Annotated in this window: 25 protein-coding genes and 1 riboswitch; of the genes, 18 read left to right on the forward strand and 7 right to left on the reverse strand. The window is 73.6% G+C overall.

Features of this window, described 5'->3' with window-relative positions; translation table 11 throughout:
• Position 1: 1 nt before the first annotated feature.
• Positions 2-730, reverse strand: coding sequence for an ABC transporter ATP-binding protein (locus FHS88_RS08095; protein ID WP_184483351.1), 729 nt, complete (start codon positions 728-730; stop codon positions 2-4).
• A 76-nt stretch (positions 731-806) separates the two neighbouring features.
• Here FHS88_RS08095 and FHS88_RS08100 point away from each other — a divergent pair, with 76 nt between their 5' ends.
• The 6 genes from FHS88_RS08100 (at position 807) to FHS88_RS08125 (ending at position 4,059) form a co-directional block, all read left to right on the forward strand.
• Positions 807-1,409 carry an arylesterase gene (locus tag FHS88_RS08100; protein ID WP_338146466.1) on the forward strand — a complete coding sequence of 201 codons (603 nt, stop codon included), beginning with the start codon at positions 807-809 and terminating at the stop codon, positions 1,407-1,409.
• A 31-nt stretch (positions 1,410-1,440) separates the two neighbouring features.
• Positions 1,441-1,992, forward strand: a complete 552-nt coding sequence (thpR, locus tag FHS88_RS08105; protein ID WP_184483355.1) for an RNA 2',3'-cyclic phosphodiesterase — start codon at positions 1,441-1,443, stop codon at positions 1,990-1,992.
• A gap of 225 nt (positions 1,993-2,217) precedes the next feature.
• On the forward strand, positions 2,218-2,604 hold the full coding sequence (locus tag FHS88_RS08110) for a hypothetical protein (protein ID WP_184483358.1): 387 nt from the start codon (positions 2,218-2,220) through the stop codon (positions 2,602-2,604).
• Between the two features lie 28 nt (positions 2,605-2,632).
• Positions 2,633-3,226: a YcnI family protein gene (locus FHS88_RS08115; protein WP_184483360.1), complete on the forward strand. Its 594-nt coding sequence runs from the start codon at positions 2,633-2,635 to the stop codon at positions 3,224-3,226.
• 12 nt (positions 3,227-3,238) lie between these two features.
• Positions 3,239-3,571, forward strand: coding sequence for a hypothetical protein (locus tag FHS88_RS08120; protein ID WP_184483362.1), 333 nt, complete (start codon positions 3,239-3,241; stop codon positions 3,569-3,571).
• 20 nt (positions 3,572-3,591) lie between these two features.
• Positions 3,592-4,059: a copper chaperone PCu(A)C gene (locus tag FHS88_RS08125; RefSeq protein ID WP_338146467.1), complete on the forward strand. Its 468-nt coding sequence runs from the start codon at positions 3,592-3,594 to the stop codon at positions 4,057-4,059.
• 124 nt (positions 4,060-4,183) lie between these two features.
• Here the strand turns inward: FHS88_RS08125 and FHS88_RS08130 are convergent, their stop codons facing one another.
• The 3 genes from FHS88_RS08130 to FHS88_RS08140 all read right to left on the reverse strand — a co-directional run bounded on the left by FHS88_RS08130 (position 4,184) and on the right by FHS88_RS08140 (position 6,991).
• Positions 4,184-5,029: a MipA/OmpV family protein gene (locus FHS88_RS08130; RefSeq protein ID WP_184483364.1), complete on the reverse strand. Its 846-nt coding sequence runs from the start codon at positions 5,027-5,029 to the stop codon at positions 4,184-4,186.
• Positions 5,026-5,751: a methyltransferase domain-containing protein gene (locus tag FHS88_RS08135; protein WP_184483366.1), complete on the reverse strand. Its 726-nt coding sequence runs from the start codon at positions 5,749-5,751 to the stop codon at positions 5,026-5,028. Before FHS88_RS08135 ends, FHS88_RS08130 begins: the two co-directional genes overlap by 4 nt.
• Positions 5,752-5,812: 61 nt before the next feature.
• Positions 5,813-6,991, reverse strand: coding sequence for an enolase C-terminal domain-like protein (locus FHS88_RS08140; protein ID WP_184483368.1), 1,179 nt, complete (start codon positions 6,989-6,991; stop codon positions 5,813-5,815).
• 147 nt (positions 6,992-7,138) lie between these two features.
• On the opposite strand from FHS88_RS08140, the gene FHS88_RS08145 reads away from it, so the two are divergent.
• The 6 genes from FHS88_RS08145 (at position 7,139) to xdhB (ending at position 16,075) form a co-directional block, all read left to right on the forward strand.
• Positions 7,139-8,143 carry an adenosine kinase gene (locus tag FHS88_RS08145; RefSeq protein WP_246419617.1) on the forward strand — a complete coding sequence of 335 codons (1,005 nt, stop codon included), beginning with the start codon at positions 7,139-7,141 and terminating at the stop codon, positions 8,141-8,143.
• 47 nt (positions 8,144-8,190) lie between these two features.
• Positions 8,191-8,257: riboswitch (Fluoride riboswitch) on the forward strand.
• A gap of 80 nt (positions 8,258-8,337) precedes the next feature.
• Entirely contained in the window at positions 8,338-9,540 is a 1,203-nt protein-coding gene (locus FHS88_RS08150) for an MFS transporter (protein ID WP_338146468.1), read from the forward strand.
• Positions 9,541-9,623: 83 nt separating this feature from the next.
• Entirely contained in the window at positions 9,624-10,076 is a 453-nt protein-coding gene (locus FHS88_RS08155; protein ID WP_184483372.1) for a hypothetical protein, read from the forward strand.
• Between the two features lie 271 nt (positions 10,077-10,347).
• On the forward strand, positions 10,348-12,186 hold the full coding sequence (gene typA, locus FHS88_RS08160; RefSeq protein WP_184483374.1) for a translational GTPase TypA: 1,839 nt from the start codon (positions 10,348-10,350) through the stop codon (positions 12,184-12,186).
• A gap of 54 nt (positions 12,187-12,240) precedes the next feature.
• Positions 12,241-13,644 carry a xanthine dehydrogenase small subunit gene (locus FHS88_RS08165; protein ID WP_184483376.1) on the forward strand — a complete coding sequence of 468 codons (1,404 nt, stop codon included), beginning with the start codon at positions 12,241-12,243 and terminating at the stop codon, positions 13,642-13,644.
• Between the two features lie 136 nt (positions 13,645-13,780).
• Positions 13,781-16,075 (forward strand): xanthine dehydrogenase molybdopterin binding subunit, encoded by a 2,295-nt coding sequence (gene xdhB, locus FHS88_RS08170; RefSeq protein ID WP_184483378.1) that lies wholly within the window; start codon positions 13,781-13,783, stop codon positions 16,073-16,075.
• Positions 16,076-16,267: 192 nt separating this feature from the next.
• Here xdhB and FHS88_RS08175 read toward each other — a convergent pair whose 3' ends face one another.
• A complete protein-coding gene (locus FHS88_RS08175) occupies positions 16,268-16,867 on the reverse strand; it encodes a glutathione S-transferase (protein ID WP_184483380.1) in 600 nt (199 codons plus the stop codon).
• Positions 16,868-16,880: 13 nt separating this feature from the next.
• Positions 16,881-17,606: a hydroxyacylglutathione hydrolase gene (gene gloB / locus FHS88_RS08180; protein WP_184483382.1), complete on the reverse strand. Its 726-nt coding sequence runs from the start codon at positions 17,604-17,606 to the stop codon at positions 16,881-16,883.
• A gap of 69 nt (positions 17,607-17,675) precedes the next feature.
• Between gloB and FHS88_RS08185 the strand changes: the two genes are divergently transcribed.
• The 5 genes from FHS88_RS08185 (at position 17,676) to FHS88_RS08205 (ending at position 22,546) form a co-directional block, all read left to right on the forward strand.
• Positions 17,676-18,368 carry a class I SAM-dependent methyltransferase gene (locus FHS88_RS08185; RefSeq protein ID WP_184483384.1) on the forward strand — a complete coding sequence of 231 codons (693 nt, stop codon included), beginning with the start codon at positions 17,676-17,678 and terminating at the stop codon, positions 18,366-18,368.
• 327 nt (positions 18,369-18,695) lie between these two features.
• A complete protein-coding gene (gene metK / locus FHS88_RS08190; RefSeq protein WP_184483386.1) occupies positions 18,696-19,883 on the forward strand; it encodes a methionine adenosyltransferase in 1,188 nt (395 codons plus the stop codon).
• A gap of 158 nt (positions 19,884-20,041) precedes the next feature.
• A complete protein-coding gene (trmB, locus tag FHS88_RS08195; RefSeq protein ID WP_184483388.1) occupies positions 20,042-20,731 on the forward strand; it encodes a class I SAM-dependent methyltransferase in 690 nt (229 codons plus the stop codon).
• The gene (locus FHS88_RS08200) at positions 20,722-21,480 is read left to right on the forward strand and encodes an SDR family NAD(P)-dependent oxidoreductase (protein ID WP_184483390.1); all 759 of its coding nucleotides are present in this window, start codon (positions 20,722-20,724) and stop codon (positions 21,478-21,480) included. Before trmB ends, FHS88_RS08200 begins: the two co-directional genes overlap by 10 nt.
• A gap of 7 nt (positions 21,481-21,487) precedes the next feature.
• Complete coding sequence (locus tag FHS88_RS08205) at positions 21,488-22,546, forward strand: glycosyltransferase family 4 protein (protein WP_184483392.1); 1,059 nt, start codon at positions 21,488-21,490, stop codon at positions 22,544-22,546.
• Here FHS88_RS08205 and FHS88_RS08210 read toward each other — a convergent pair.
• Complete coding sequence (locus tag FHS88_RS08210) at positions 22,527-23,219, reverse strand: YjbF family lipoprotein (protein WP_184483394.1); 693 nt, start codon at positions 23,217-23,219, stop codon at positions 22,527-22,529. The two genes, FHS88_RS08205 and FHS88_RS08210, sit on opposite strands and share 20 nt — an antisense overlap.
• A 216-nt stretch (positions 23,220-23,435) precedes the next feature.
• On the opposite strand from FHS88_RS08210, the gene FHS88_RS08215 reads away from it, so the two are divergent.
• Positions 23,436-24,137 carry a CBS domain-containing protein gene (locus tag FHS88_RS08215; protein ID WP_246419620.1) on the forward strand — a complete coding sequence of 234 codons (702 nt, stop codon included), beginning with the start codon at positions 23,436-23,438 and terminating at the stop codon, positions 24,135-24,137.
• Positions 24,138-24,626: the final 489 nt, after the last annotated feature.

Here is a 24,626-nt window from a genome sequence, read left to right on the forward strand (position 1 = left end):
CTCAGCGCTTGCCGTCCGAGACGATGCGCCCGTCCTCGATCCGCACCTGCCGGCCGCAGCGCTCGGCCAGCAGCGGATCGTGGGTGATGAGCAGCAGCGTCGTGCCGAATTGCTCGCGCAGGCCGAACAGCAGGTCCATCACCTGCGCGCCGGTGGCGCGGTCGAGATTGCCGGTCGGCTCGTCGGCCAGCAGCAGCTTCGGCCCGGCGACGAAGGCGCGCGCGAGCGCCACGCGCTGCTGCTCCCCGCCCGAGAGCTGCCCCGGATAATGCCGCAGCCGGTGCCCGAGGCCGACGCTGCGCAGCGCGGCCTCGGCGCGGTCGAAGGCGTCGGCGCGGCCGGCGAACTCGAGCGGCACCGCCACGTTCTCCATCGCCGTCATGGTCGGCACCAGATGGAAGGCCTGGAAGACGATGCCGACATGCTCGCGCCGGAACACCGCGAGCGCGTCCTCGTCCATGCGCGTCAGGTCGTGCCCGGCGACGCTGAGCGTCCCGCCGGTGGGCCGGTCGAGCCCGGCGAGCAGCATCAGCAGCGAGGTCTTGCCCGAGCCAGAGGGGCCGACGATGCCCACCGCCTCGCCCGCGCCGACCGCGAGGTCCACGCCGTGCAGGATATTGATCTCGCCGGCATCGGCCCTCACCTTGAAGTGCAGGTCGGTGGCGAGGATCAGCTTCGTCCCGGCGTCTCGTCCCGCGGCAGGCGGGGCGGGCTGTGGAAGGGCATCCATGTCGTTTTCGTGTCCGCGGCTTCCGGCCCGATATGGGCGCCGCAGCCTGATCCGCAAACTCCCGGGCTGTTTCGGAGTGTTGCCGCTGCTCGCCGCCGGTCCGGCGCGCGCGCGCGAGATCCGGCTGATGATGCTGGGCGATTCCATCACCGCCGGCTACGGCCTGCCGCGCGGCGAGGCGCTGCCCGTGCGCCTCGAGGCCGCGCTGCGCGCGCGCGGGCGGCAGGTGCGCGTGCTCGATGCCGGCGTCTCGGGCGACACCACGGCGGGCGGGCGGGCGCGGCTCGACTGGGCGCTCGCGGACCGGCCGGACGCGGTGATCGTGGCACTCGGCGGCAATGACGGGCTGCGCGGGATCGAGCCGCGCGCCACCTACGCGAACCTCGCCGCCATCCTCGATGCGCTGAAGGCGCGCGGGCTGCCGGCGATGCTCGCGGGCATGCTCGCCCCGCCCAATCTCGGCGCCGAGTACGGCCGCGAATTCGCCGCGACCTTCACGCGGCTGGCCCGGGAACGGCCGGAGGTCGTGTTCTACCCCTTCCTGCTCGACGGCGTGGCGGGCGAGCCGTCGCTGAACCAGCCCGACCGCATCCATCCGAATGAGGCTGGCGTCGCGGAACTGGTCCGTCGCATGCTGCCTGCGGTCGAATCGCTGCTGGGCCGGGTGAGCGCGGGCTGACCCGCCCCGGACCGGATCATGGGGGCCGGAGATGCTGCGCCTGTTCGTCGCCCTGGGCCTTCCCCCCGACCTCCGCGGCGAGGTTTCCCGCCTCGCCGGCGGCATCCCCGGCGCGAAATGGGTGCCGCCCGAGAACTACCACCTGACGCTGCGCTTCATCGGCGAGATCGAGAACTGGCGCGCGCAGGAGGTGGATGATGCGCTCGCCGCCGTCCGCGGCACGGCCTTCGAGCTTTCGCTCGCCGGCCTCGGCACCTTCGAGAAGGCGGGGCGCATCCACGCCCTCTGGGTCGGCGCGGCGCGCAGCGAGGCGCTGGCGCATCTGCAGGCCAAGGTGGAGACCGCGCTGCAGCGCATCGGCCTGCCGCCCGAGCGCAAGAAGTTCAGCCCGCACGTCACCATCGCGCGCACGGAGCGCGCGCCGCCCGAGAAGGTCATCGCCTTCGTGCAGGCGCACAACCTGTTCCGCGCGACGCCGGTGCGCGTCGAGCACTTCACGCTGTTCTCCTCGCGCCTGGGCAAGGAGGCCTCGGTCTATACGCCCGAGGTCGAATACGACCTCGCGGTGCGCGCGGCCGCCTGATGCGCCGCGCCGGATCGCGGGTGTGCGCCGCGCTGGCGCGAAGGCGCGCCCGGTGACGACCGGCCGAGGCGACCGCCCGCGGGATGCGGACCGTTCGGGAGGTGGCGCGCGCCCGGTTGCGCGCGGCGCAGCGGCGACGGTGCTGATGCCGGCGGCGCGGCCCGCCGCGTCCGCGGCGGTGTCGCGCAAGGCCCTCGCCTTGCCGCGCGCACCCCGCGGCGGTAGGTGATCGGCGTCGTGCTGCACCGCCTGCGCCCCTTCACGCGCCTGCTGGCCGCCATCCTGTTCATCCAGGTGGCGGTCGCGCCGGCGCATTGCCTCGCCATGGCCGCGGTCCCGCAGGGGCTCGAGGCGGTGATCTGCGCGCCCGACGGGATGCGGACCGTCCATCTCGGCCCGGATGGGGAGGAGGTGCCGGCGCACCAGCCCGGCACGGGCTTCTGCGCCGCCTGCCACGGGCTGCCGCAGGTCGCGCTGCCTGATCCACCGGCCATCACGGCGCCTGCCTGGCTCGCCGCCGGTCCCGGCTGGCATGCGGGCACGGCGCAGCGCCCGCCACAGGCCGCCCGCGCGCCGCCCTACAGCCCGACCGGACCACCCACCGCTTCCTGAGGCCGTTCCGACCGGAACGGCCGCACGCATGCCTGCCGTTCCATGCCTCAGGAAGAGAGAAGCATCCCATGTTCCCCATCATCTCCGCGCGCCGGCACCGCCGCGCCGCGCCCGCCCTGCTTTCCGCGTTTGCCGGCCTCGCGCTCGCCGCGCTGGCGCCCGCCATGCCCGCGGCGGCCCACATCACCCTGGACCCCCCCAGGCCGCGCCGAACGCCATCACCCGCGCCACGCTGCGCGTGCCCCATGGCTGCGGGGATGCGGCAACGATCCGCATCCAGGTCCGCATCCCCGAAGGCGTGACCGCCGCGCGCCCGATGCCCAAGCCCGGCTGGACGCTGGTGCTGACCCCGCGCGAGGGCGCGCCCGCGCCGGCGGGCCATGGCGCGGTGCCCGAACTCGCCGCGATAACCTGGGAAGGCGGCCGCCTGCCCAACGAGCACTACGACGAGTTCGTGCTGCGCTTCCGCACGCCGGACCGCGCCAACGAGACGCTTTGGTTCGCCGTCCGCCAGGATTGCGAGGGCGGGCGCAGCGTGGATTGGGCGCAGGTGCCGGCCGAGGGCCGCCGCCTGTCGGACTACCCGACGCCGGCGGCCTCGCTCCGCCTCGTGCCGCGCTGAAGGGGGCAGGCCATGCGCATCGCGCTCCTCGCCGCCCTGATCCTCACCACACCGCCGCTGGCCCGCGCCTGCGACAGCGAGGCGATGAGCGCGGAGCTCACCGCCGTCTGCACGGCCGCGCTGCACCCGTCAGCGGAGGCGGCACGCGCCGTCCGCGACGCGGCAAGCGCGGCCGAGGCCGCCGCGCTCGACCGCGCGCTCGCCCGCGCCACCGAAGCCTGCGCCACCGGCGACCCCGCGATCGGCGCGGCGGAGGCGGCGCGCATCGCCCGCCTTGCCGGCCGCATCGAGGCGCGCGCCGGCATCGCCGACCCGATCTGGCCCGACCGCCTGGCCACCCGTTGAACACCCGAAGGAGACACGACGTGATCACCCTCACCCGCCGCGGCCTGATCGCCGCCGCCGCGATCCTGCCCTTGCCCGCCGCCGCCCGCGACTATGCGGCCGGCGAGATCCGCATCGCGAACCCCTGGACCCGCGCCGCCGGCGCCAATGCCAATGGCGCGGGCTTCATGACGCTCCGCAACACCGGCAGCCAGCCCGACCGGCTGCTCGCCGCCGCCTCGCCCATCGCCCGCGTGGTCGAACTGCACACCCATGTCCGCGAGGGCGAGGTGATGCGCATGCGCCCGGTGCAGGACATCCCGGTTCCCGCCGGCCAGACCGTCGAGCTGCGCCCGGGCGGCCTGCACATCATGCTGATCGGCCTGAACGCGCCGCTGCAGCAGGGCGCGCGCGTGCCGCTGACGCTGCGCTTCGAACGCGCGGGCGAGGTGCAGGTGGAACTCGCCGTCGAGGCCGCGGGCGCGCGCGGCAGCGGCCACCGTCACTGACGGCGGTGCCCATGCCGGCGGGCTCCCCCGCCCGCCGGCCTGCGCACGGCCCGGCGGCACGCCGCGCGCGACATCGAAGGCGGATGGGGCCGGCGTCAGGACGCCCGCCCCCTTCGCGCGGGTCTCAGTCGAAAGGCTGGGCGGCGACGTCCACGCGCGCCTCGGAGCGCCACAGCGAGACCGCGATGCCCGCCACCACCGAGACGTTCCACTCCCTGCGGAACAGCGGGCTGTCGGCATTGGCCGCGCCGGAGAAGTTCTCGATCCGCCCGCCGGCGACGAGCGAGACCCTCTCGTTCACCGGCATCCGGTAGGAGACCGACACGCGCGAGCCGACATAGCCCGCGCGCCCGTCATAGGCCGGCCGCCCCGGCCGGGCGAATTCCGGGTCCACGCGGTAGAAGTAGTCGGTGTAGCGGTCGGTGCCGAAGACCACGCCCGCCGAAAGGCGCAGCCGCGCGAAGGGGGCGAGGAAGTTGACGTGCTCGTAGGCGATGTCGGGCGCGAAGGTGAATCCGCGGAAGGAGACCGAGCTCCAGTCGGTCGAGAAGACCGCCCGCACCGGCGTGTCGAGCAGGATGCGCCGCGGCTGCGCCTCGTCATCCGCGCGCCAGAGCGTGAAGCGCAGCGTCGGCCCGATCTCGCCCAGCCAGTCGAGATCGGGCATCCCCTCGCGCGCCACGATGTCGCGCGAGGAGCCGTTGAACCCGGCCGAGGCGCTGACCGAGAGCTCGACGCCCTGCGTCAGGTTCGCCCGCGCGCGCAGCCCGGTGTCGTCGGCGCGGAACAGGTCGCCGCGGTAGATCACATAGGGCACGACCAGCCCGCGCCAGCGGTTCTGGTCCGAGGCCGGATAGGCGGGCAGCCAGCCGCCTCCGGCGGCGATCCCGGCCTCGAAGACCGGGAGCTGCTGGGCCTGGGCGGGCCAGGCGGCAGCGAGCGCGAGCAGCGCGGCGAATCGGCGGATCATGGGCGTTCGGCCACCATCAGCACATTGGGCAGCGGCGTGCCGGTCCAGCAGGGTGAGGTCTCCACCCGGTAGCCCGCCGCCGCGAAGGGTTGCGCGATCTCGGCCAGCGGCCGCGGCGCCAGCGCGCCGCGCAGGCCGAGATCCCCGCCGAGCAGCCGCCGCACCCGCTCCATCGCGAAGCCGAAGGCCGCGCGCCAGCCCGCATCCGGGTCGAAGGCGCGGACCAGCACCCGGCGCGGCCGCGCCGCCGCGATGCGCGCCAGCAGCGCGTCCTGCCCCGCGGGCGGGATCTGCAGCAGCACGTCGATCAGCAGCACCGTGTCGCAGGGCGGGATGGCGGCGGCGGCGAGGTCGGCCACCGCGAAGCGCGCCGGGAGCTCGCCCGCCGCCTGCTGCGCCAGCGCGACCTTCGCCGCGTCGATGTCGAAGCCTGTCACGCGCTCCGCCGCGCCGGTCAGCAGCAGCGCGATCGAGAGCTGGCCGCGCCCGCAGCCGAGGTCCAGCACATGCCCGTAGGGCCCGCGCGCGAGCACCGCCGGCACCGCAGGATCCCGCGCGATCTTGCCGCGCACGAAATGCCGGGCGAAGCGGCCCCGGTAGCGCGCGGCGATGCGATCGGGCAGGCCCGCCGCGAAGGGAGCGGCCGCCGCGCCAAGCGCCGCGGCCGGCGGGTTCAGGGGTTCTCGCCGGTCGGCGGGCAAAGGCTCGGAAGCGATGTCCACGCCCCCCTTATAGCGGAGGCCGCGCGCCTGAGAACGGACCTCCGCGGGGCCGCGGCCCGCCTCACAGGTCCTTCAGCACCGCCCAGAGGTCGTTCTTCGCCTCGAAGCCGATCCCGGGCAGGTCCGGCATCCGGATGCGCCCCTCGACCACCGGCGTGTCGGTGGCGAAGCCGCCGAAGGGGGCGAAGACCTCGGGGTAGGATTCATTGCCGCCAAGCCCGAGACCGACCGCGATGTTGAGGGCGAACTGGTGCCCGCCATGCGGCACGCAGCGGCGCGGCGACCAGCCATGGGCCTGCAGCATCTCGAGCGTGCGGAGGTATTCCACCAGGCCGTAGGACAGCGCCGGGTCGAACTGCAGGATGTCGCGGTCCGGCCGCAGCCCGCCATGGCGGATCAGGTTGCGGGCGTCGAGCATGGAGAACAGGTTCTCTCCGGTGGCCAGCGGCGGGGCGTAGTGCTCGGCAAGCGTCGCATGCGTCGCGAAGTCGAGCGGGTCGAGCGGCTCCTCGTACCAGCGCAGGTTGAAGGGCGCGAGCGCGGCGCCGTAGGCCAGGGCGGCATGCAGCCCGAAGCGGCCATTCACGTCCACCGCGAGGCGCGAGCCGTCGCCGCCGAGCAGCTTCAGAACGGCCTCGATGCGCGCAAGATCCTCCTTCAGCGCGTCGCGGATCGCCGTGCCTGGCGCGCCGCCGATCTTCATCTTCACCGTGGTGTAGCCGAGGCCGAGATAGCGCTTCATCTCCTCGACCAGCGCCTCCACGTCCTTGCCGGGGTAGTAGTAGCCGCCGGCGGCATAGACCCAGGCGGCCTCGTCCGCCTCGCCGCCGCGGTAGCGGTCGGCGAGCAGCCGCCACAGCGGCTTGCCCTCGAGCTTCGCCGCCGCGTCCCACAGCGCCATGTCGAGCACGCCCACGGCCACGCTGCGGTCGCCATGTCCGCCGGGCTTCTCGTTGCGCATCATCGCCGCCCAGGCGCCATGCACGTTCAGCGTGCCGTCCGCGGCGGCGAGCACCGTCTCGTCGCAGGCCTCGAGGCGCGGGATGAAGCGCTCGGCGAGCAGGCCGGGCTGCGCGTAGCGCCCGTTCGAGTTGAAGCCGTAGCCCGTGACGCGGCGGCCGGCCCCGTCCTCGACCGTGACCGCCACGACGCTCGCCGTCATCTTCGAGAAGTCGATATAGGCGTTGGCGATGGCGCTGCTGATGGGCACGACGCCCTGGCGGATGGAAGCGATGCGCATGTGAGGAGCGTCCCCGGCCGGAAGGAGCCGGCTAGGTAGCCGCGCCCCGCCGCCCGCGCAAACCGCCCCCGGGCACAGGCAGCCCGGTTGCCCGCCCGCCGGGCGGGGGCTATGCGGCGGCATCCACCCCCGGAAGGCGGCGCATCCATGACGACCCTCGACATCCTCGGCATCGGCAACGCCATCGTGGACGTGCTGGCGCGCGCGGACGACGCCTTCCTCGTCCGCCACGGCATGGCCAAGGGCGGCATGGCGCTGATCGGCCCTGAGGATGCCGAGCGCATCTATGCCGACATGGGCCCGGGGGTGGAGAGCAGCGGCGGCTCGGCCGCCAACACCTGCGCCGCCGCCGCCGCGCTCGGCGCGCGGGTCGGCTATCTCGGCAAGGTCGCCGACGATGCGCTCGGCCGGGTGTTCCGCCACGACATCACCGCCGCGGGGGTGCATTTTCCGACCCCGCCGCTCGCTGGCGGGGCGCCGACCGCGCGCTGCCTGATCCTCGTCACGCCCGACGGGCAGCGGACGATGAACACCTTCCTCGGCGCCTGCGTCACCTTCGGGGAGCGGGACCTCGACCCGGTCGCCATCGCCGGAGCCCAGGTCACCTACCTCGAGGGCTACCTCTTCGACCCGCCGGATGCGCAGGCCGCCTTCCGCGCCGCCGCGCGCATCGCGCATGCCGCCGGGCGCAAGGTCGCCATCACCCTCTCCGACCCCTTCTGCGTGGAGCGCCACCGCGACGCCTTCCGCGCCTTCGTGCGCGACGAGGCCGACATCCTCTTCGCCAACGAGGCCGAGATCCGCGCCCTCTACCACGCCGACAGCTTCGAGGCCGCCACCGAGGCCGCCCGCCAGGATGTCGGCCTCGCCGTGCTGACCCGCAGCGAGCAGGGCAGCGTGATCCTCGCCGGCGCCGAGCGCCACGCCATCGCCGCCGCGCCGACGAAGGTGGTGGACACCACAGGCGCGGGCGACGCCTATGCCGCAGGCTTCCTCGCGGCGCTGACGGCCGGGCATCCGCTGCCCGAATGCGGCCGCTGGGCGAGCATCGCGGCCGCCGAGGCGATCTCCCATTTCGGGGCGCGCCCGCAGGCGGACCTCAAGGCGCTGGTCGGCGGCGGGCCGAAGGGCGTCGCGGCCGCGCTGGGCTGATCCCGCCCGCGCGCTTCCCGCGATGCCGCCGCCGGGCTAGCCTTTCCCTATCCGATGGGGATGGAGTCCCCCGACACCCGCCCCCGCGACGGGGCTGATGACTCCTGCGGGACCGGCTCGGATGCCGGGCCGCAGGGGCGTGCCGGGGGCGCCCCCGGCCCGGCGCCGGTTCCATCGCGCGAAGGGAACCGGCCGTGACCGACCGAACGCCTCCAGCCCCGGCCAACCGCATCCCGCGCGGCGTCTGGGCGCTCGGATTCGTCTCCATGCTGATGGACATCTCCTCCGAGATGATCCACGCGCTGCTGCCGCTCTACCTCGTCGCCGTGCTGGGCACGCCGGTGCTGGCCGTCGGCATCATCGAGGGCATCGCCGAGGCGACCGCGGCCATCACCAAGGTCTTCTCGGGCGCGTTGTCGGACCGGCTGGGCACGCGCAAATGGCTGGCGGCCGCCGGCTACGGGCTGGCGGCGGTGACCAAGCCGGTGTTCCCGCTCGCCACCTCGGTCGGCGCGCTGGTCGCCGCGCGCTTCGTGGACCGCATCGGCAAGGGCATCCGCGGCGCGCCGCGCGATGCGCTGGTCGCCGACCTGACGCCGCCGCATCTGCGCGGCGCCGCCTTCGGGCTGCGCCAGGCGCTCGACACGGTGGGCGGATTCCTCGGGCCGCTGATCGCCATCCTGCTGATGTGGCTCACGGCGGAGAACTTCACCGCCGTCTTCTGGTTCGCGGTGCTGCCGGCCTTCGCCGCCTTCGCCCTGATCTGCCTCGCGGTCAGCGACCCGCCGCGGCCGGAGGGGCTGCGGCGCGTCCGCGCGCCGCTCTCGCGCGCCGAGATGGCCCGCCTGCCGCGCGCCTACTGGCTCGTGGTCGGCGTCGCCGCGGTCTTCACCCTGGCCCGCTTCAGCGAGGCCTTCCTGGTGCTGCGCGCCGCCGATGCCGGGCTGCCGGCGATGCTCGCGCCGGCGGTGATGGTGCTGATGAGCGTGGTCTATGCCGCCTCGGCCTATCCGGCGGGCGTGCTGGCCGACCGGATGGACCATCGGCGGCTGCTGCTGATCGGCCTCGGCGTGCTGGTGGTGGCCGACCTCGTGCTGGCGCTCGCGCCCGGGCTGGCGGGGGTGGCGGCGGGCGTGGCGCTGTGGGGGCTGCATATGGGGCTGACCCAGGGGCTGCTCGCCGCGATGGTGGCCGATACCGCCCCGGCGGAACTGCGCGGCACCGCCTTCGGCGTGTTCAACCTGGTGGGCGGCGTGGCGCTGCTGGCCGCGAGCGTGCTCGCCGGGCTGCTGTGGGACCTTGCCGGCCCGGCCGGAACGTTCCTGGCCGGGGCGGGGTTCGCGTTCCTGGCAATCGTCGCGATGTGGACACTGCCCCCGAGCCGAAGAACACGATGAAATAGGGGCTTCATGAATGACACAGTCGAAAATCTGCTGGCAATCACGGCATTGTAATAGCCAGCGATGCCGCCTGACACGGAATGGCCTCATTCGGGGTGCGTCTTGCCGATGTCCGACAGAGAGAGGAGGACATCATGCGAGACATCGCAATTCGCCTCGCCATCTTTGGTCTGGGACTGGCCGCGACGCCGTCCCTGGCGCAGGGCGTCCCGGGTGACTCGCCGCTGAATGGCGGCGACCGGGTCGCCGCGCAGGCCGATGGCATCGCCACGCCGCAGGTGGAGTCCCTGCTGCTCCAGGCCGAACAGGCGGCGCGCCAGGGCCGCCTGCCGCTCGCCAACGAACTGGTGGAACGGGCCGAGGCCCTGGCCCTGACCCGCTCGACCATCGCGGGCACCGAGACGACGCCCGTGCGCGAGGGGGCCGTGGCCCGCATGGCCGAGGCCCGCGCGGCGATCGCCCGCCGCGACGGCTCCGCCGCCGCCATGCTGATCGCCGACGCCGCCAGCCTGTCCCGCGCCCAGGGGCTGTGACGGCGGCCATGAGGGGCACCTGATTTCCCCCTGCCTCGCATGGCGCCGCCACGCCGGCGGCCCGCGGCGACACCCCCCATCCCCCGCGCCGCGGGCCGCCATGCACGGAAGGCTGGGCATTTTTCCTAGCCTTCCGCTCCCCGACCCTCTATGTGTGCGCCGCAACAATCCGCCCGACCGAAAGGCCGCGCCGCCCGCCCACGACCGGGGCAGGGGCGCGCTTGTCCGTGCGGCACAGCCCCGCATGGGCGTTTGAGACGAGGAGAGCGCGATGAGCGCCGCACAGATCCGCAACGTCGCGATCATCGCGCACGTCGACCACGGCAAGACCACGCTGGTGGACCAGCTGCTCAAGCAGGCCGGCGCCTTCCGCGCCAACCAGCAGGTCGCCGAGCGCGCGCTCGACCGCAACGACCTCGAGCGCGAGCGCGGCATCACCATCCTCGCCAAGTCCACCGCGGTGGAATGGAAGGGCGTGAAGATCAACATCGTGGACACTCCGGGCCACGCCGATTTCGGCGGCGAGGTGGAGCGCATCCTGTCCATGGTGGACGGCGCCATCGTGCTTTGCGACGCGGCCGAGGGCCCGCTGCCGCAGACCAAGTTCGTGCTGACCAAGGCGCTGGCGCGCGGGCTGAAGCCGATCGTCGTCATCAACAAGGTGGACCGCCAGGACGCCCGCCCGCACGAGGTGCATGACGAGGTGTTCGACCTCTTCGCCGCGCTCGGCGCCAGCGACGAGCAGCTCGACTTCCACACCCTCTTCGCCTCGGGCCGCCAGGGCTGGGCGGACACCTCGCTCGATGGTCCGCGCAAGGACCTCTCGGCGCTGTTCGACCTGATCCTGTCGCATGTGCCGGCGCCGGAGGTGGAATACGACCTCCCCTTCGCGATGAACGCGACGATCCTGGAATCCGACAACTTCCTCGGCCGCATCCTCACCGGCCGCGTCGCGCAGGGCATCGCGCGGGTGAACATGCCCGTCCGCGTGCTGCGCCAGGACGGCACCGTGGTGGAATCAGGTCGCCTGACCAAGCTGATGACCTTCTCCGGCCTCGAGCGCGTGCCGGTGGAGGAGGTGCGCGCGGGCGACATCATCGCCATCGCCGGCCTGTCGGACGCGACCATCCCCGACACCATCGCCGCCCCCGAGGTGAGCGCGCCGCTGCCCGCGCTGCCGGTCGATCCGCCGACGCTCGCCATGACCTTCCGCATCAACGACGGCCCCTTGGGCGGGCGCGAGGGCAAGAAGGTCACCTCCCGCCAGATCCGCGACCGCCTGTTCAAGGAAGTGGAGGGCAACGTCGCCATCCGCGTGAAGGAATCGGACGAATCCGACGCCTTCGAGGTGGCCGGCCGCGGCGAGTTGCAGCTCGGCGTGCTGATCGAGACGATGCGCCGCGAGGGCTTCGAGCTGACCATCGGCCGCCCGCGCGTGCTGACGCGCAACAACCCCGAGACGGGCGAGCGCGAGGAGCCCTACGAGGAGGTCCTCATCGACGTGGACGAGACCTATTCGGGCGTCGTCGTCGAGAAGATGTCGCTCCGCAAGGGCCAGATGCAGGACATGCGCCCGTCGGGCGGCGGCAAGGTGCGGCTGACCTTCCACATCCCCTCGCGCGGCCTCATCGGCTACCATGGCGAGTTCCTGACCGACACGCGCGGCACGGGCATGATGAACCGGCTCTTCCTCGGCTATCAGCCCTGGGCCGGGCACATCGAGGGCCGCCGCAACGGCTCGCTGATCTCCAACGCCGACGGCGAGGCGGTGCAGTACGCGCTGTTCTACCTCCAGGAGCGCGGCACGCTCTTCGTGACGCCGGGCGAGAAGGTCTATGTCGGGATGATCCTCGGCGAGAACTCGCGCGACAACGACCTCGACGTGAACCCGATCAAGGAGAAGAAGCTCACCAACATCCGCGCCGCCGGCAAGGACGAGGCGCTGCTGCTGATCCCGCCGCGGAAGATGTCGCTCGAACAGGCCATCGCCTACATCGAGGACGACGAGCTGGTGGAGGTGACGCCCTCGGCCGTGCGCCTGCGCAAGCGCTACCTCGACCCGCACGAGCGCAAGAAGCACGCGCGGCGGGCGGAATCCGAGGCGGCGTGACAGCCCGCGCGCCGCGGTTCCCTCCGCGGCGCGCCGCTTGCTAGGCTCGGCACCATGCCGGGCCGCATCCGCTTCACCCTGAACGGCAAGGATCTTGCGCTGCCGGGGCAAACCCCGCCGGCGATAACCCTGCTCGACTGGCTGCGCGGCCCGGGCGGCCTGCCCGGCACCAAGGAGGGCTGCGCCGAGGGCGATTGCGGCGCCTGCACCATCGTCATCGAGGAACCGGACGGCACGCGCAGCCCGGCCAATGCCTGCCTGATGCTGCTCGGCCAGGCGGCGGGCCGCGCCATCCGCACCGTCGAGGGGCTGCGCGCGGCCGATGGCGGCGCCCACCCCGTCGCCCGCATCCTCGCCGCGCATGACGGCACGCAATGCGGCTTCTGCACGCCGGGCATCGTCATGGCCGCCTGGGCCTACACCCGCATGGGCGGCGATGCGCATGAGGCGCTCGCGGGCAATCTCTGCCGCTGCACCGGCTATCGGCCCATCCTCGACGCGCTGGGCGCGATGGAGGATGACGGCGCGCCGCCCCCGCTCGCTCACGACCCGCCGGCCGAGATCGCCACCGCGACGCAGCGCTTCTTCCTGCCGCGGACCGTGGCCGAGGCCGTCGCCCTGCGCGCCGCGCACCCCGGGGCCTGGCTGCTGGCCGGCGGCACCGACCTCAACCTCCGCGTCTCCGAGCATCGCGAGCAGCCGCCGCTGGTCATCAGCCTGCAGGCCATCCCGCGGCTGCGCCGGCTCGAGGTGACGGCCGGGGGGATCGAGGCGGGCTCGGCCGCGCCCTACGCCCGGCTGCTCGAGGCCTGCGAGGCGGATGCCGATTTCGCACCCCTCGCCGGCCTGCTGCGCCGGCTCGGCTCGCGGCAGATCCGCGCGCTCGGCACCCTCGGCGGCAATCTCGGCACGGCGAGCCCGATCGGCGACGCGCTGCCGCCGCTGATCGCCCTCGGCGCGACGGTCACGCTCGCCTCCCCGCGCGGCGAGCGCGCCATGCCGGTCGAGCACTTCCTCACCGGCTACCGCAGCACCGCGCTGGCCGTGGACGAGATCATCACCCGCATCGGCATCCCCCGCCCGCCGCCCGGCGCGTTCCTCGCCTGCGAGAAACTGTCCAGGCGCCATGACCAGGACATCGCGACGGTCGGGCTGTCGGTGCTGCTCGCCTTCGCGGACGGCGTGGTGCGCGAGGCGCGCATCGCCCATGGCGGCTGCGGCCCGCGCGCCGCGCGCGCGGCAGGGGCGGAGGCGGCGCTGCTCGGCAAGCCCTTCGACACCAGCGCGGCCGAGCGCGCGGCGCAGGCGCTGGAGGCGGAGATCACGCCGCAGAGCGACCTGCGCGGCAGCGCCGCCTATCGCCGCGCCGCCGCGGGCAACCTGCTGCGGCGCCTCGCCCTGCGCGCGCCGGGGATCTTCGCCATCGAGGCGCCGCATCATCCGGTGTTCGCCGCATGAGCGGCGCGGTGGCGGCGTTTGGGACGCTGAACTCCCGCCGCGCTTTGCAGACCTGGTTCCGGCCGCCGCTTTCAGTCCCCGAAGGCCGAAGAAGGGAGGGGGCGCGGGGGAGGTTCCCCTCCCCCCCCCTGCGCCCATGACCACCGGCGCCCCCCTGCCGCACGACAGCGCCCTCGCGCACTGCACCGGCGCCGCGCGCTTCGCCGACGACATCCCCGACCCGCCCGGCCTCCTGCACGCCGCCCTCGTCCTGAGCCCCGTCGCGCGCGCCGCAGGCTTCGCGCTGGACGACACCGGGGCCCGCGCCGTCGAGGGCTTCGTCGCGCTGCTCGATGCGGCAGCCATCCCGGCGCGCAACGACATCTCCCCCACCGGCAAGGGCGGCGAGCCGCTCTTAGCCGACGGCCCGCTGCGCCATCACGGACAGCCCCTCGCCATGGTGCTGGCCACCACGCGCGATGCCGCGCTGCGCGCCGCCGCGGCGGTGAAGGTCGCCCCGCGCGACCCGGCGGCGCCCTGCCTCGACATCGAGGACGCGCTCGCCCGCGAGGATTTCCTGATGCCGCCGCAGGTCATCGCGCGCGGCGATGCGGCGGCGGCCATCGCGGCTGCGCCGCTGACCGCGCGAGGCGAGTTCCGCGCCGGCGGGCAGGAGCATTTCTACCTCGAAGGCCAGGTCGCCATCGCCGTGCCGGAGGAGGATGGCAGCCTCGCCATCACCTCCTCGACGCAGCACCCGACGGAGGTGCAGCACATCGCCGCACGCATCCTCGGCTGCGACTTCAACCGCATCACCGTCACCTGCCGGCGCATGGGCGGCGGCTTCGGCGGCAAGGAGAGCAACGCCTCCTGGGTGGCGGCGGCGGCGGCGCTTGGCGCGCGCGCGACGGGGCGGCCGGTGAAGCTGCGGCTTGCGCGCAAGGCGGACATGGCGGCGACCGGCAAGCGCCACCCCTTCCTCTTCCGCTGGCAGGCGGGATTCGACGCGAGCGGGCGCATCCTCGCGCTCGAGGCGCTGCTGGCCGCCGATGGCGGGCACAGCCTCGACCTCACCCCCGGCGTCGTGTTCCGCGCCCTGACCCATGCGCTGAACTGCTACGACGTGCCGGATGTGCGGCTGACGGCGCTCGCGCTGCGCACCGACACCGTCTCGCACACCGCCTTCCGCGGCTTCGGCGGCCCCCAGGGCGTGCTGCTGATGGAGGACGTGATCCGCGCCGTCGCCCGCGCCACGGGGCTGAGCCCGGAGGCGGTGCGCGAGCGCAACTTCGCCGGCGCGCCCAACGACGCGCGCACCCCCTACGGCCAGGCGCTGGAGGGCGACCTCATCCGCCGCGTCTGGGCCGAATGCATGGCGGATTCGGCGTGGGAGTCGCGCCGCGCCGAGATCGCCGCCTTCAACGCGAGGCATCCCTTCCTGCGCCGCGGGCTCGGCTCCTTCGCCCTGGCCTTCGGCATCTCCTTCGGCGTGCGGCATCTCAACCAGGCCGGGGCGCTGGTGCATGTCTATGCCGACGGCTCGATCCGCCTGAACCATGGCGGGACGGAGATGGGCCAGGGCCTCAACATCAAGGTGGCGCAGGTCGTGGCGGAGAGTTTCGGCGTGCCGCTCGAGCGCATCCGCGTCACCGCGACGTCCACGGCGGAAGTGCCCAACACCGCGCCGACGGCGGCGAGCACCGGGTCCGACCTCAATGGCTGGGCGGCGCGCAACGCGGCGCTCGCGATCCGCGGGCGCATGGCCGAGGCCGCCTCCGCGCTGTGGGACGTGCCGCCCGAAGCCATCGCCTTCGAGCAGGGCCGCGTGCGCGTCGCCCGCCCCGGCGACAACCGCGCTATGGCGTTCGGCGCGCTGGCGCATCACTGCTGGCTCGAACGCATCAGCCTCTCGGCCACCGGCTTCTACCGCACGCCCGACATCCACTGGGACGCGAAGACGATGCGCGGCGAGCCATTCTTCTACTTCTCCTACGGCGCGGCGACGGCAGAGGTGCTGGTGGACAGGCTGACCGGGGAGCATCGCGTGCTGCGCGCCGATCTGGTGCAGGATTGCGGGCGCTCGCTGAACCCCGCGGTGGATCGCGGCCAGATCGAGGGCGCCTTCGTCCAGGGCCTGGGCTGGCTGACCTGCGAGGAGCTGGTCTGGGACGCCGAGGGCCGCCTGCGGACCCTCGGCCCCTCCACCTACAAGATCCCGGGCTCGCGCGATGCGCCGCCGGATCTCCGCATCCGCCTGCTGGCGGATGCCCCGGCGCGCGCGGACACGATCTTCCGCTCGAAGGCGGTCGGCGAGCCGCCGCTGATGCTCGCGACCGCGGTGTGGAACGCGCTGCGCGACGCGACCGGCGTCGAGCGCCTGGACCTGCCGGCCACACCCGAGCGGGTGCTGATGGCGCTGATGCAGGAGGGTGCGGCGTCACCCAGGCCGTGATGGCGGGGCGAGGCGCGCGCAGGGCGGAGGCCATCCGCAGCCGCGAGGATGCCGTCGCGGCGATGCCCATCTCCTGCGGACAAAGGGGCGAACCTTGTCCGCATGGCATGAGGATGGGGTTCCACGCGCGGCCGCCCCACCGGCCTCGCGCGCCATACCGCGGCCACGGCCGGAACCGGCGCCCCGCGGACCTCAGCCGACCGGCACCGTCTCCGCGATCGGGCGCAGCTTCGACACCTCGGCGAACCAGGCGGCCAGGCGCGGATGCGCCTCGCGCCAGGGCTCGTGCGGGAAGCGGAAATCGAGATAGCCGAGCGCGCAGGCGACCGAGATCGCCCCGATATCCGCAAGACCGGTCGGCGGGTCGCGCTCGAGCGCCGCCAGCGCCCGCTCCACCGCCGCCTTCTGCCGCGCGTCGAAGGCGCGCCGCGCCTCGTCCTGCGGATGCTGGGACTGCATCCGGCGCGCCACCGCCGCATCCATGATGCCATCGGCCGTCGCCTGGCGCAGCAGCGCCTTCAGTCGCTCCGGGCTTCCCACGGGCGGGAAGAGCGGCGGGGCATCGCCATGCGAATCGAGGAACTCGCAGATCACCGGGCTGTCGAACACGGCGATGCCGTCGGGCGTGAGGAGCGCCGGCACCTTCGAGAGCGGATTGTTCGCCAGCAGGTCCTCGGGCGAGGCGTGCGGGTTGGTGGTGATCTTCTCGATCCCGCCCTCGAGCCCGCGGGCGATGGCGCAGGCCATCACCTTGCGGACATAGGGGCTGGCGGCGGAGTAGTGCAGCTTCATCCCGGCATCCTCCTCAGCGGAAATCGTCCTTGGCCTTGCGGATGCGCGCGAGCGCCTCGGCGTCGGCGGCGCGCATGAAGGGGTTGGCGGCGAGTTCCTCGCCGATGGTGGTGGGCACCGTGGCGCGGCCCTCGGCGCGCTGGCGCGTGATCTCGTCGGCGCGGGCGCGCAGGGCGGGATTGCCGGGCTCGACCGTCAGCGCGAAGCGGGCGTTGCTCTCGCTGTATTCGTGGCCGCAGCAGACGAGCGTTTCCGGCGGCAGGGAAGCGAGGCGCTGCAGGCTCTCGAACATCTCGGCCGCGGTGCCCTCGAGCAGCCGCCCGCAGCCGAGGGAGAACAGCGTATCGCCGCAGAGCAGGATGCTGCAGTCGGGGAAGTTGTAGGCGATGTGGCCGCGGGTGTGCCCGTCGCTGGCGATGATCTCCGCCGGCACGCCGAGCACATCGGCCCTCTGGCCCGGGCTGACCGCGACATCGAGCGGCGGCAGGCGATGCGCATCGGCGGCATTGCCCATCACCTTCGCCCCATAGCGCTTCACCAGTTCAGCCACGCCGCCGACATGGTCGCCGTGGTGGTGGGTCAGCAGGATGAGGTCGAGCCGCCCGCCCGCCGCCTCCACCGCCGCCGCGACCGGGCCGGCCTCCCCGGGGTCGCAGACGGCGACGCGCCCGTCGGGGGCGCGCAGCAGCCAGGCATAGTTGTCGGAAAGACACGGCACGGCGGTCACCGTGATGGGCATCGTGCATCCACTCCTCGAGCATGGCGCCCGACCATCCCATGCCGCGCGCGTCGCCCCTATATCCCCCGCATGGGAGCGGAGGTCCACGGGCTCGCAACGTTCTACGGCTCGGCGCCGGGTGCCGCCGCGTCGCGGCTGGTCGCGCAGCGCCTGCGGGCGCTGTGGCCGTCGCTGCGCGGGCTCGGCCTGCTCGGCATCGGCCACGCCACGCCCTATATGCCACTGTGGGAGGCCGAGGCGGCCCGGGCGATCGCCCTGACCCCCGCCCAGCTCGGCCCGCCCCCCGCCGGCCCCGGCGCGCGCCTCGCCGCCGCGGAGGATGCGCTGCCCTTCCCCGACCTCTCCTTCGACCGGGTGCTGCTGGTCCATGGGCTGGAGATGTCCGAGAACGTGCGCCGCCTGCTGCGCGAGATCTGGCGCGTGCTGAAGGATGACGGGCGGCTGATGGTGGTCGCGCCGAACCGCCGCGGCATCTGGGCGCATTCGGAACACACCCCCTTCGGCCACGGCCAGCCCTATTCGCCGGGCCAGGTGACGCGGCTGCTCGAACGCCACCTGTTCCGCGTCGAGCGGCGCGACAGCGCGCTCTACACCCCGCCCTACGCGCCCTTCCTGCGCGCCGGAAATGCCTGGGAGCGCTGCGGCCGGGCGATCTGGCCGGCGCGCTATGCGGGCCTGGCCATCGTGGAGGCGCAGAAGGACCTGCTCGCGGCGATGCCGGCCGGGGCGGTGGCGGCGCGGCGCGTCGTGATGCCGGCCTGAGCCGGCCCTGCCGGGGGCGGCGGCGGGATCGCGCAGGCATGCCGCGACCCTCGGCACGCCTCCGCCCTGCCGTGCGGCTCGGGCGGGCACGCGGGGTGGCGATTCCCGGCGGCCTGCCGGACGCTTCGCGCCGCCCGTCCCGTGCCCTGGCATGGCCCCGATCCCCGGCCGGCGGCGGGCCCTGCGCGCGAGGCCCGGCCTGACACGCGGCACCGCCTTGACCCCGCCACACCCCCTTGCGATACGCCGCCGTCCCGGATTCCCCGGGCCCAGCCTGCCGGGGCGTCCCGCCGGCATCACCCACGCGACAAGAGGCCGAACCAAGCCATGCGCGACACCGGCGAATTCCTCTTCACCTCCGAATCCGTGTCCGAGGGCCATCCCGACAAGGTGGCGGACCGCATCTCGGACACGGTGCTGGACGCCTTCCTCACCGCCGATCCCTATTCCCGCGTGGCCTGCGAGACGCTCGTCACCACCAACCGCGTCGTGCTGGCGGGCGAGGTGCGCGGCCCCTCCTCGGTCACGCCCGAATACCTCATGCACCTCGCGCGCATGGCCATCCACGACATCGGCTACGAGCAGGACGGCTTCCACTGGCAGCACGCCGACATCGCCTGCCACCTGCACGCCCAGTCCGCCCACATCGCGCAGGGCGTGGACGCGGCCGGCAACAAGGACGAGGGCGCGGGCGACCAGGGCATCATGTTCGGCTACGCCTGCCGCGAGACGCCGGACCTCATGCCCGCCCCGCTGTTCTACGCCCACCTGATCCTGCGGCGGATCAGCGAGATGCGCCGCAACAAGGACAAGGCGGTGGAAGGGCTGCTGCCCGACGCCAAGTCCCAGGTCACGCTGCGCTACGTGGACGGCAAGCCGGTCGGCGCCACCTCCGTCGTCGTCTCGACCCAGCATGTCGAGGGGCTCGAGCAGGCCGAGATCAAGCGCATGCTTCGCCCGATCGTCGAATCCACCCTGCCCAAGGGCTGGATGTGCCCGGACAACGAGTTCTACGTGAACCCGACCGGCAAGTTCGTGATCGGCGGCCCGGACGGCGACTGCGGCCTGACGGGGCGCAAGATCATCGTGGACACCTACGGCGGCGCGGCCCCGCATGGCGGCGGCGCGTTCAGCGGCAAGGACCCCACCAAGGTGGACCGCTCGGCGGCCTATGCCGCGCGCTACGTGGCCAAGAACGTCGTCGCCGCGGGCCTCGCGGACCGCTGCACCATCCAGGTCTCCTACGCGATCGGCGTCTCGAAGCCGCTCAGCGTCTATTTCGACCTGCACGGCACCGGCAAGGACATCGACGAGGCGAAGCTCGCCAAGGTGGTGGACGGCCTCGTGAACCTCTCCCCGCGCGGCATCCGCGAGCACCTGCACCTCAACCGCCCGATCTATGTGCCGACCTCGGCCTACGGCCATTTCGGCCGCACGCCGGATGCGGAGAAGGGCACCTTCACCTGGGAGAAGACCGACCTGGTGGACGAGCTGAAGCGGGCCTTCGGCAGGTGAGGGGCCACGGCGCCGGACCGGACGGCGCGCCGGGTGCCCGCAAGGGGCCGCCCGCCCGTCCGGCGCGGGCAGCCGCGCCCGGGCCGTCCCGGGCGTCGGCTTCCCCCGGCGCGCCGCCACCCGCCCCGCATCGCGCGCCCGCCCTCACGCCCGAGGGCGTGCCGGACCGCCTCTACGGCCGACGGCGCGGCCATCCGCTGCGCCCGCGGCAGGAAAGGCTGCTTGCCCAGGCCCTGCCCCGCTTCCGCCTGACCGCGGCGGAGGCGACGCATCCCCGCGCGGTGTTCGGCTCCGCCGATCTCTGGCTCGAGGTGGGCTTCGGCGGGGGCGAGCACACCCTCGCCCTGCGGGCCGAGCGGCCCGAGGTTGCGCTGATCGCCTCCGAGGTGTTCGAGAACGGGCTCTGCTCCCTTCTTGCCCGCCTCGTCCCCGAGGGTGCCGAGGCCACCACCGAGCCGCCCGCGCGCCTGCGCCTCTGGCCCGAGGATGCGCGCCACCTCGTCGCCCTGCTGCCCGCCGGCAGCCTCGCGCGGCTCTACCTGATGTTCCCCGACCCCTGGCCCAAGGCGCGCCACGCCAAGCGCCGCTTCGTCCACCCGGCGATGCTGCCCGCCGTCGCGCGCGTGCTGCGCGAAGGCGCGGAATGGTGGATCGCCAGCGACGATCCGACCTACCAGCAATGGGTCGAGGACACCTTCGCCGCCCAGCCCTTCTTCGCCCGCAGCCTCCATGCGGCGGGCGAGCGCCCCGCCGGCTGGCACCCCACCCGCTACGAGGCGAAGGCGATCCGCGAGGGCCGCGTGCCCCACTACTGGACCTTCACCCGGACGGCGGCGCCATGGAGCTGACCGGCGCCGCCGCGCTCGTCACCGGCGCGGGCTCCGGCCTCGGCGCCGCGACGGCCGAGGCGCTCGCCGCCGCCGGCGCCCGTGTCGTCGCGCTGGACCTCAACGCCGAAGGGCTCGCCGCGCTCGCCGCGCGCTGCGGCGCCGTGCCGGTGGTGGGTGATGTCGCCGAGCAGGCCGACGTCGCCGGCGCCATCGCCACCGCCGCCGGGCTCGGCCCGCTGCGCATCGCGGTGAACTGCGCGGGCATCGCGCCCGCCGCGCGCGTGGTCGGGCGCTCGGGCGCGCACGACCTCGCGCTGTTCGAGAAGACGCTGCGCGTGAACCTCACCGGCACCTTCAACGTGCTGCGCCTCGCCGCGCAGCGCATGCAGGCCGAGCCACCCACCGCCCCCGACGGCGAGCGCGGCGTCATCGTCAACACCGCCTCCATCGCCGCCGAGGACGGGCAGGTGGGCCAATGCGCCTATGCCGCCTCCAAGGCGGGGGTGATGGGCCTGACGCTGCCCGCGGCGCGGGAGCTGGCGAAGTCCGGCATCCGCGTCGTCACCATCGCGCCCGGCCTGTTCGAGACGCCGATGCTCGCCGGCCTGCCCGAGCCCGCGCAGGCGGCGATCCGCGCGCTGCCGCCCTTCCCCGCGCGGCTCGGCCGGCCGGAGGAGTTCGCCGCGCTGGTGCTCGCGATCGCGGCGAACCCGCTGCTCAACGGCACCACGCTGCGCTTCGACTCCGCGCTGCGCCTGCCGCCCTGAGGCACCCATGCTCGCCGAAGCGGTGCTGCGGCACCTCGCCTTCGCCGCCGGTCTCGCGGTGCTCTCGGCGCTGGTGGTGCGGCTGATGATCGCCTGGCCGATCCTCGACCACCCGAATGCGCGCTCCTCCCACACCCGGCCGACGCCGCGCGGCGGCGGGCTTGGCGTGGTGCTGGCCTTCGTCGTGGGCATGGCGGCGCTGTATGTCGGCGCGGCCTATGCGCGCCTGCCCCCGCCGCAGTTCCTCGGCGTGATCGGCGCGGCGGTGGCGATCGCGGCGGTCTCGCTGTGGGACGACGTGAAGGACCTGCGCTTCTCGGTGAAGCTCGCCGCGCAGGCGGGGGCGGCGCTCGTCGCCATGGCGGCGGGGCTCACGCTGGACAGCCTCGCCCTGCCCTGGATCGGGGAGGTGCCGCTCGGCTGGATCGGCCTGCCGCTGACTCTGTTCTGGATCGTCGGCTGCACCAATGCGCTGAACTTCATGGACGGGCTCGACGGGCTGGTGGGGGGCTCGGTCTTCCTCGCCGCGGTCATCCTCTGCGTCGTCGCGGCGGGTCAGGGCGGGTGGTTCGTCTATGCGGCGGCGCTGCTGCTGGCCGCGGGGCTCGCCGGCTTCCTGCCCTTCAACCTGCATCCGGCGCGCATCTTCATGGGCGATGTCGGCAGCCAGTTCCTCGGCTTCATGATGGCGGTGCTGGCGGTGGCGGCGGCGCGCTTCGACGCGGCGCAGGTCTCCTTCCTGATCGTGCCGCTGCTGCTCTTCGGCCTGCTCTTCGATGCCGCCTTCACGCTGCTCCGCCGCGCCGCGATGGGCGAGCGCATCGCGGCCGCGCATCGCACGCATCTCTACCAGATGGCGCAGCGCAGCGGCATGACGGTGCGCGCCGTCGCCGCGCTGCATTGGAGCTTCGTGCTTTTCCACGGCGCGCTCGTCGCGCTGTTCCTGCACCTGCCGTCCGGGTGGAAGCCGCTGGTGGTGCTGCCGGCGCTGATCGTGCAATGCGCCTGGCTGCTGCATGTCGCGCGGCGTGTGCGCCGCGCCGGCCTCACCTGGTCAGCGGAATGACCTCGGCTGCCGCCGGCATCGCGAGGATCTCCACCACCAGCATCGGCAGCCCGTCGCCGATCCATTGCTCGGAGCGGAACACCGCGCCGCTGCGCGCATCCGCCCAGAAGCGGTTGGTGAAGCGCGCATCGCCGCGGCAGGTCTCCTCGACGAGCAGCGTATCCTCCGCAGCCGCGCCCGCGCGCATGCGGCAGTCGAGCCGCACGCCGAAGCGCATCCGCGCCGGGTCGCTGCCGGAGCGCATCACGTCCACCACGCGCGTGCCGCGCCACTCGCCCTCCCCGGCATCGCCACCGGCGGCGAGGCGCGCGAGCGGATCCGCACCGTCGAAGCGCGTCGCCGCCAGCACCTCGCGCAGCCCGGCGGTGGCGACCACGCGCGCGCCCTCGGTCGCCACCACCACCCCGCCGGAGGTGCGCCACAGGCGCCGCTCGCCCTCCTCCTGCAGCAGGGTCGCGATGCCGCGGCGCGAGCCGAGTATGAGGCGCAGGGCCGTCTCGCCCGGCGCGGCCTCGGTAGCTTCGCCGTCCCAGGTGGCCTCGCGCTCGGAGGGTGCTGTGATCATTCCCACGATCTGCGGCACCGGCCAGGCGACGACGTTCAGGATGTCGGCGCCGGTGGTCTGGCCGCAGGCGGCGAGAAGGGCGGGCAGGGCCATGCGGAACCATCGCATAACGAGATAATATCATCGCGCAACGCTACCGGAAGGCGAAATCCCCGAACGCCTCCCTCCCCGGGGTGCCCTGGATGCGCGGGGCGCGCTGCGCCATCATGCCGGCGGTGCTTCAGGCGGCCTTCCCCGCCGCTTTGCTGCCCGGCCGTTGATTTGGCTCAAGGCGTGCCCGCTCGTCGGCTGCCACTGTGAAAAAAGCGTTCTGGAGGAACCCCGATGACCGGCCCGCTCGCCCGTGACCTGATGACCCCCGATGTCGTGACCGTCCCGCCCGAGACGCCGGTGATGGCGATGGCGCGGCTGCTCGCCGACCGCGGCATCTCCGCCGTGCCGGTGGTGGATGCCGAGGGCAAGGTGCTCGGCATCGTGACCGAGGCCGACCTGATCCGCCGCCTCGCCGGGGAGGAGGACAAGCCGACCTCCTGGTTCGGCTCGCTCTTCGCCGATCCGGCGAGCCAGGCGGAACGCTATGCGCGGACCCATGGCGTGACGGCGCGCGACCTGATGACCGAGAAGGTCGTCACCGTGAGCCCCGACACCACCGCCGCGCATATCGCGCAGATGATGGAGCAGCAGAACATCCGGCGCGTGGTCGTGGTCGAGGGCGGCAAGCTCAAGGGCATCGTCAGCCGCGCCGACCTGCTGCGCGCCCTGGTCGCGCCGCCGGCAGCCGAGGGGGCGGAACTCTCCGACGAGCGCATCCGCCGCGCCGTGCTGGCCGCGATGAAGAAGGAGCCCTGGACCGACACCTTCTACACCATGCTCGAGGTGAAGGACGGCGTGGTGACCTTCCACGGCTTCCGCCGCAGCGACGCGGTGCAGAAGGCGTTGCGCGTGCTGGCCGAGAACGTGCCCGGCGTGAAGGAGGTGAAGGACGAGACCCAGCCCATGCCGGTGTTCATCTACGGGGCGGCGTAGGTCGCGATCTGATGCCAGCGGGCGAATGGTCTGACCTTTCGCCCGCGGGTATGGCGCGCCGGGCTGGTGGGGCGGCCGCGCGCGGAACCAGATCCGGATCCTTTGCGGACAAGGATTGATCCTTTGTCTGGATGGTACAGGGCCCCGCGGTCGTTCGGGCGCCGGGCCCGCATGCAGACCCGCGCTGAGCTGTATGAGACGATCGGCTATCACGCCTATGAGGCGCTGGATGCGAGCCTGATCCGCACCGTGGTGCCGGAGGCGATGCCGCAGCGCTGAGGGCCCGCGGGCGCGGCGCATCCCGGACGCGCAACTTTGCGCGGCCATGCGGAGCACGGTATCGAGGCCGCTGAGTTCCCGCGGGCGCGGCGCATCTCGGCTGCGCCCCTTCCCGCGCGGCATTCCTGCAACAGCCGTGGCGGAACCGCACCGCCCCCGCGCCAAGTCATCCCCGCTTTCCCGCGCCTGTGGATAACCTGCGCCCGCCCG

Source organism: Neoroseomonas alkaliterrae (genome assembly GCF_014199195.1).
In the GTDB taxonomy this organism is placed as follows: Bacteria; Pseudomonadota; Alphaproteobacteria; order Acetobacterales; family Acetobacteraceae; genus Neoroseomonas; species Neoroseomonas alkaliterrae.